The 2977-nt window shown below is 73.7% G+C and carries 2 protein-coding genes and 1 pseudogene; all 3 read left to right on the top strand.

What is annotated here, in order from left to right; genetic code table 11:
• Positions 1-804: PP2C family protein-serine/threonine phosphatase (locus SSQG_RS13495; protein ID WP_039932620.1), on the top strand; the 804-nt coding region annotated here is incomplete at its 5' end.
• A 101-nt stretch (positions 805-905) separates the two neighbouring features.
• Positions 906-2252, top strand: coding sequence for a vWA domain-containing protein (locus tag SSQG_RS13490; protein ID WP_003990323.1), 1347 nt, complete (start codon positions 906-908; stop codon positions 2250-2252).
• 32 nt (positions 2253-2284) lie between these two features.
• Positions 2285-2977: pseudogene (locus SSQG_RS42685) on the top strand (FHA domain-containing protein); the annotation flags it as partial.

Below are 2977 nucleotides of genomic sequence, written 5' to 3'. Positions count from 1 at the left end.
CCGGTGGCCGCGGTCAGCGACCGCGGCCTGCGCCACCACCGCAACGAGGACGCGTTCGCCATCGGCACGGCCGCGCTGCCGGACGGCTCGCCCGCCTCCGTGGCGATCGTCTGCGACGGCGTCTCCTCGGCGACCCGCCCCGACGACGCCTCGATGGCGGCGTCGAAGGCGGCGAGCGAGACCCTGCTGGCCGCCCTGCCGCGCGGCACGAACCCCCAGCAGGCCATGCACGACGCGATCATCGCCGCCTCACGCGCCGTCAACTCGCTCGCCGAGGAGCCCGCCACGGCCCGTGAGCAGGCCCCGCACCAGAACGCACCCGCGTGCACCCTCGTCGGTGCCGTGGTGACGTCCGGCCTGCTGATCGTCGGCTGGGTCGGCGACAGCCGCGCCTACTGGGTCCCGGTCGACCGGAGCGCTCCCCCCGCCCGGCTCACCGAGGACGACTCGTGGGCCGCGCAGATGGTCGCCGCGGGCCTGATGAACGAGGCCGAGGCCTACGCCGACGAGCGCGCCCACGCGATCACCGGCTGGCTCGGCGCGGACGCCTACGAACTGGAACCGCACACCGCCGCGTTCAAGCCGGACCGGCCGGGCGTGGTCGTGGTCTGCACCGACGGCCTGTGGAACTACGCGGAGGCGGCCGAGGAGATGGCCCGCGTCGTGCCGCTCGACGCGGCCACGCATCCGCTGCACAGCGCCCGGGTGCTCGTCGGCCACGCCCTGGACGGCGGGGGCCACGACAACGTAACAGTGGCCCTCGTGCCGTTCCCGGCCGTCCCCCAGGGGGCAGGATCGGCCTGAGGCCACGTACGGGGACGCCTCGGCGGACCGGAGGGGACCGGGTCCGCCTACCGTCATCACCCCGCTGAGGGCGGGGGCTTTCGAGGGGGATCGAAGCAGGCATGGCCATTTTCTCGAAGTCGAACGTGCCCCAGTTCTCGGTGGACGTCTACCAGAACGAGTACCTGCCGGAGGGGGCCGGCGAGGTCAACGCCATCGTCACGGTGACGGCGACCGGCGGCGGCACGATCGGCACCGCGGTCTCGGCGCCCCACCTCTACTCGCCCGGTCAGGGCCCGTCCGCGGCCGTGGCGATCATGGTCGACTGCTCGGGCTCGATGGACTACCCGCCGACCAAGATGCGCAACGCCCGGGACGCCACGGCCGCCGCGATCGACACCCTGCGCGACGGCGTGCACTTCGCGGTGATCGGCGGGACGCACGTGGCCAAGGAGGTCTACCCGGGCGGCGGGAGCCTCGCGGTCGCCGACGCCACCACCCGGGCCCAGGCCAAGCAGGCGCTGCGCTCGCTCAGCGCGGGCGGCGGCACGGCCATCGGCACCTGGCTGAAGCTGGCCGACCGCCTGCTGTCCTCGGCGGACGTCGCCATCCGGCACGGCATCCTGCTCACCGACGGCCGCAACGAGCACGAGTCGCCCCAGGACCTCAAAGCCGCGCTCGACGCCTGCGCGGGGCGCTTCACCTGTGACGCGCGCGGCGTCGGCACCGACTGGGAAGTGAAAGAAGTCACAGGGATCGCCTCCGCCCTGCTCGGCACCGCCGACATCGTCGCCGACCCGGCCGGACTCGCCGCCGACTTCACGCAGATGATGGAGACGGCGATGGGGAAGGAGGTCGCGGACGTCTCGCTGCGGCTGTGGACCCCGGTCGGCACCACTGTGAGGTTCGTCAAGCAAGTCGCGCCCACCGTCGAGAACCTGACCGGCCGACGCACCGAGTCGGGCCCGCGCGCGGGTGACTACCCCCTGGGTTCCTGGGGCGACGAGTCCCGTGACTACCACGTCTGCGTCGAGGTGCCGCCCGCGAACATCGGGCAGGAGATGCTCGCGGCCCGGCTCTCGCTGGTCATTCCGCAGCCCGACGGCAGCGCCCAGAACCTCGGCGCGCAGGGCCTGGTGCGTGCGGTGTGGACGGACGACATGGTCGCCTCGACGTCGATCAACCCTCAGGTCGCCCACTACACCGGGCAGGCCGAACTGGCACAAGCCATCCAACAAGGGCTGGATCTCCGCAAGTCGGGAGATAGGGACGGAGCAACGGCCAAACTGGGCCGGGCCGTTCAGCTCGCGAGTGCCTCCGGGAACGCCGATACTGCGAAACTGCTTGCGAAGGTGGTGGACGTGGTCGATGCCGCGACCGGTACTGTGCGACTGAAGGCGAAGGTCGAGGAGGCCGACGAGATGACGCTCGAGACTCGGTCCACCAAGACTGTTCGCGTGAAGAAGTGACCTAGAAGAGATCGAAGGAGGGACGCGCCGACATGCCGACCTGCCCGAACGGACACCAGTCGGGTTCCGACGACTGGTGCGAGGTCTGCGGTCACCGCATGGCGGGTGCCGTGCCTCCGCCACCCCCGCCGCCCCCGCCCGGCGGCGGCTACGGCTTCCCGCCTCCGGGCGGCCCCGGCGGGCCTGGTGGCCCTCCCGGCGGCCCCGGCGGCCCGGGGGGCCAGGCCGGTGGACCTCCTCCGCACCTGTCCGTGCCGAACGCCCAGCCGGAGCTCTGCCCGCAGTGCCGTACGCCGCGTGAGGGCGGCGCCCCGTTCTGCGAGGAGTGCCGGTGGAACTTCCTGACGAACACGGCCACCTCGTACACACCCGCGGCTCCGCACCCGACGGCGCCCGGCCCGGGCGTGCGGTTCCAGCCACCGGGCCAGCCTGGTCCCGGCGGTCCGCCTGGTCCGCCCGGTCCGTCCTACGGCGGCGGTGACTCGTACGAGTACCAGGGCTCGCGTCCGTCGCAGGTGAACCGCCCGGCCGAGCCGATCCCGCCGTTCGGCGGCGACCCCTCGGGCCCTCCCGGCCCTCCCGGCCCTCCCGGCCCTCCCGGCCCTCCCGGTCCTCCCGGCGGCGGCTTCCCCGGCCCCGGTGGCCCTTCCGGCCCGGGCGGTCCTCCCGGCCCCGGTGGTCCTTCCGGCCCCGGCCCCTCCGGCCCCGGTGGCCCTTCCGGCCCG

Origin of the sequence: Streptomyces viridochromogenes DSM 40736 (assembly GCF_000158955.1) — a bacterium.
In the GTDB taxonomy this organism is placed as follows: domain Bacteria; phylum Actinomycetota; class Actinomycetes; order Streptomycetales; family Streptomycetaceae; genus Streptomyces; species Streptomyces venetus.
The sequence above is the reverse complement of the archived record's forward strand: the minus strand, read 5'-3'. Positions and strand labels throughout refer to the sequence as shown.

Bases quoted from the DNA above. Each gene is read 5' to 3' on its own strand.
- SSQG_RS13490 (WP_003990323.1), top strand. From the start codon at position 906: ATGGCCATTTTCTCGAAGTCGAACGTGCCCCAGTTCTCGGTGGACGTC.